A 3097-nucleotide genomic window follows, 5' to 3' on the forward strand; every position below is an offset into this window, starting at 1 on the left:
GCGGCGTTTCGGATACTGCCGCCTCGCCTGTTCGAGCTGCCCAAACTCGGAGCGATCAATATCCACGCATCGCTGCTGCCCAAATACCGCGGCGCGGCGCCGATCAACTGGGCGATCATCAACGGCGAAACCGAAACCGGCCTGACCAGCTTCTTCCTGAAACGTGAAATAGATACCGGCGACATGATCCTTCAAACCAAGGTTCCGGTCGCCCCAACCGATACTTTCGATTCCCTGCATGATCGCCTGGCCGAACTGGCCGGACCATTCACGCTCGAAACCCTGGACCTGATCCAGGGCGGCAAATCCAACCCGATTCCGCAGGATGACACGGTCGCCACGCCGGCACCCAAGATTCATCCCGGCGATGCGCTGATCAATTTCGATCAGCCTGCATACCGGGTCGCCAATTTCGTCCGAGGCATGGCCACCAAACCGGGAGCGTATACGTTCTTCCGCGGACAGAAGCTCAAGGTTCATTTCGCCCGGGTCCCGGAACAAACGATCGAGTCTGCCGCCCCGGGGACCATCACAGCGAACAAGAAGGCCCTGTGGGTGGCCTGTCGCGACAGCATGGTCGAGCTTACCAAGGTGGTGCCGGCGGGTAAGAAGGAGATGGACGGTGTATCGTTCATTAACGGCTTCAGGCCGAAAGCAGGAGAATCGTTCACCCCTGAGGGGACAACGGAGATATTGTGAGGAAAGAAATCGTAATCAACACCACCGAGTACGAAACTCGTGTGGCACTGCTCGAAGACGGCGACCTGGTCGAGCTCCAGGTCGAACGTGCCGGCTCCGACCGCATGGTCGGCGACATCTACAAGGGCAAGATCAGCTCGGTGCTGCCCGGCATGCAGGCGGCGTTTGTCGAGATCGGTCTTGAACGCGCCGCTTATCTGCATTCGTCCGATATCGGCAAGGTCTATCGTGACACGTACGACTCGGACGACGACGAAGACGAAGAAGCCCCGGCGGAGATCGTCCGCAAGACCCGCCGCGCCGGAATCGAAACGGTCCTGAAAAAAGGGCAGGAGATCCTGGTGCAAGTGATCAAGGAACCGATCTCCACCAAAGGGCCGCGGATAGCCTCGGAGATTTCGCTCGCCGGGCGATATCTGGTCATGGTGCCCGATGACGACCACGTGCGCATCTCCAAGAGAATTACCAACTGGGGCGAAAAACGCCGCCTGCGCAAGGTGGTTACGCCTCTTCGTCCCGAGGGTTTCGGGCTGATTGTCCGTACCGAGGCTGAGGGGCGGCAGGAGAGTGATTTCCGCGCCGACATCAAGCGGCTGCTCAGGCTCTGGGGCAAGCTCAAGGCCAAGGCGGATCGCCTCCCCGCACCGGCGCTCGTGCACAAAGAGGCCGACATGGTCGTGGCGATGATTCGCGATCTGTTCACCGATGAGGTCGACCGGGTGATTTGCGACAGCCGCGATGACTACAAGAAGATCATCAGCTACGCCCGCCTGGTGCTGCCACACCTCAAAAACCGCGTGCAGCTCTACAGGGGCAACAAACCGCTGTTCGATCAGTACGATCTCGAACCGGAACTGGACCGCATGCTCAACCGCAAAGTCTGGATCAAAAAAGGCGCTTATCTCGTGATCGATCAGACCGAGGCGATGGTGACTATCGATGTCAACACCGGCCGGTTTGTGGGGCGGCGCGACCAGGAGTACACGATTTTCCAGACCAACCTTGTCGCCGCGAAAGAAATCGCTCGGCAGATTCGTCTGCGCGACATGGGCGGACTGATCGTGTGTGACTTTATCGACATGTACAATCGCGAGAACCGTCGCCGCCTGCATGAGGAGTTCCAGTCAGCGTTCCGCAACGACCGCGCCAAGCGGGCGATCAACCCGGTGACCGAGTTCGGCCTGATCGAGATGACCCGCGAACGGGTGCGGCCGTCGCACATGCAGACGCTGTCCGAGCCCTGCCCGCACTGCGAGGGACTGGGGCGGATTATGTCAAAAGAAAATATCGCCACCAAGATCGAGCGCTGGTTTCACCGGGCGAAAGCGGCCAATCGGTATCGCGACTATCACCTGGTGGTGAGCCCCGACATGGCGGAGGTGATGGCCAACGGCAACGGTTCGAGCCGCCTGCAGCGGATCATGAAGGCGTTTCGCTGCCGGATCAATCTGGTGCGCGACACGACTTTGAACCAGGCCGATTTCCGCATCTACAACGCCGCCGACAACACCGAGATTACCGAAGTGTACCGGGTGTAGGGGTAACGTGTACATGGTGTGGGCCTGGACGGCCATTAAGGCCGTCATACCCGCGGAGGCGGGTATCCAGTCAAGCTCGCTATGAAACAACACCAATACATCGAACGGGCCTTCGCAATGAGGTCTTCTCCGGCAACCCACTTCTCTGACCGTCCACGTTGACTGGATTCCTGCCTCCGCAGGAATGACGGGACTGGCGTCCCGTCTGACAATCACCCGCTCATCCGACGGCCCTCCGGGGGCCGTCACTCCGGTGTAAACCGGGGCCCAGTTGTATTCGCTGATCACTGCCCCAGTGCCTAAACCCAACCGCGTTTCGTCGCATTAGGTATACGGGTACTGCCCCGGCCACCACAACTGGGCACCCGCTTCCGCGGGTGTGATGGGACCTGGGTCCCGTCTGACGATCACCCGCTCACCCGACGGCCCCCAGAGGCCGTCACCCCGGTGTAAACCGGGGCCCAGTTGTGCCCGCCGGTCAGAAACCCAATGCCTAAACCCATCTGCGATTCGTAGTGTCAGACGGCCCGTCAGGGCCGTCACCTTCCCCTTCAAGCGGGGGGTCCATCTTGTGGGCGGCAGACCCATGCCCTCGACTTTGATCGGGGGTCCTGGTCTGCCCCAGGGGATTAGCCGAACGGGCAGCCGAGGGCCCCGCGCTTCTGCGCGGGGCCGCGCACACTAACCCGCCATTGTCGGGTTTCTGCGCGATTCGCCTGCGCGAATCACTCCGGAACCCGACCTACGAGTGCCGTTTTCACTTGATAGCAAGCGGTATCGATGTCGAAACCGCAGGGGTTTCGACCTACATGCTTGTCGAAGGGTGGCTGTCTGCTTCACGGGAGAAGATGTCGGGTTCC

Annotated in this window: 2 protein-coding genes; both read left to right on the forward strand. The window is 60.5% G+C overall.

The features are described from left to right. On the forward strand, nt 1-699 hold a 699-nt coding region (locus AB1772_13250; GenBank protein MEW5797306.1), incomplete at its 5' end, for a methionyl-tRNA formyltransferase. Beyond that, nucleotides 696-2237 (forward strand): Rne/Rng family ribonuclease, encoded by a 1542-nt coding sequence (locus tag AB1772_13255; GenBank protein MEW5797307.1) that lies wholly within the window; start codon nt 696-698, stop codon nt 2235-2237. The genes AB1772_13250 and AB1772_13255, both read left to right, overlap by 4 nt. The last annotated feature ends 860 nt before the right edge of the window (nt 2238-3097 follow it).

Source organism: Candidatus Zixiibacteriota bacterium (genome assembly GCA_040752815.1).
GTDB lineage: Bacteria > Zixibacteria > MSB-5A5 > GN15 > FEB-12 > JAGGTI01.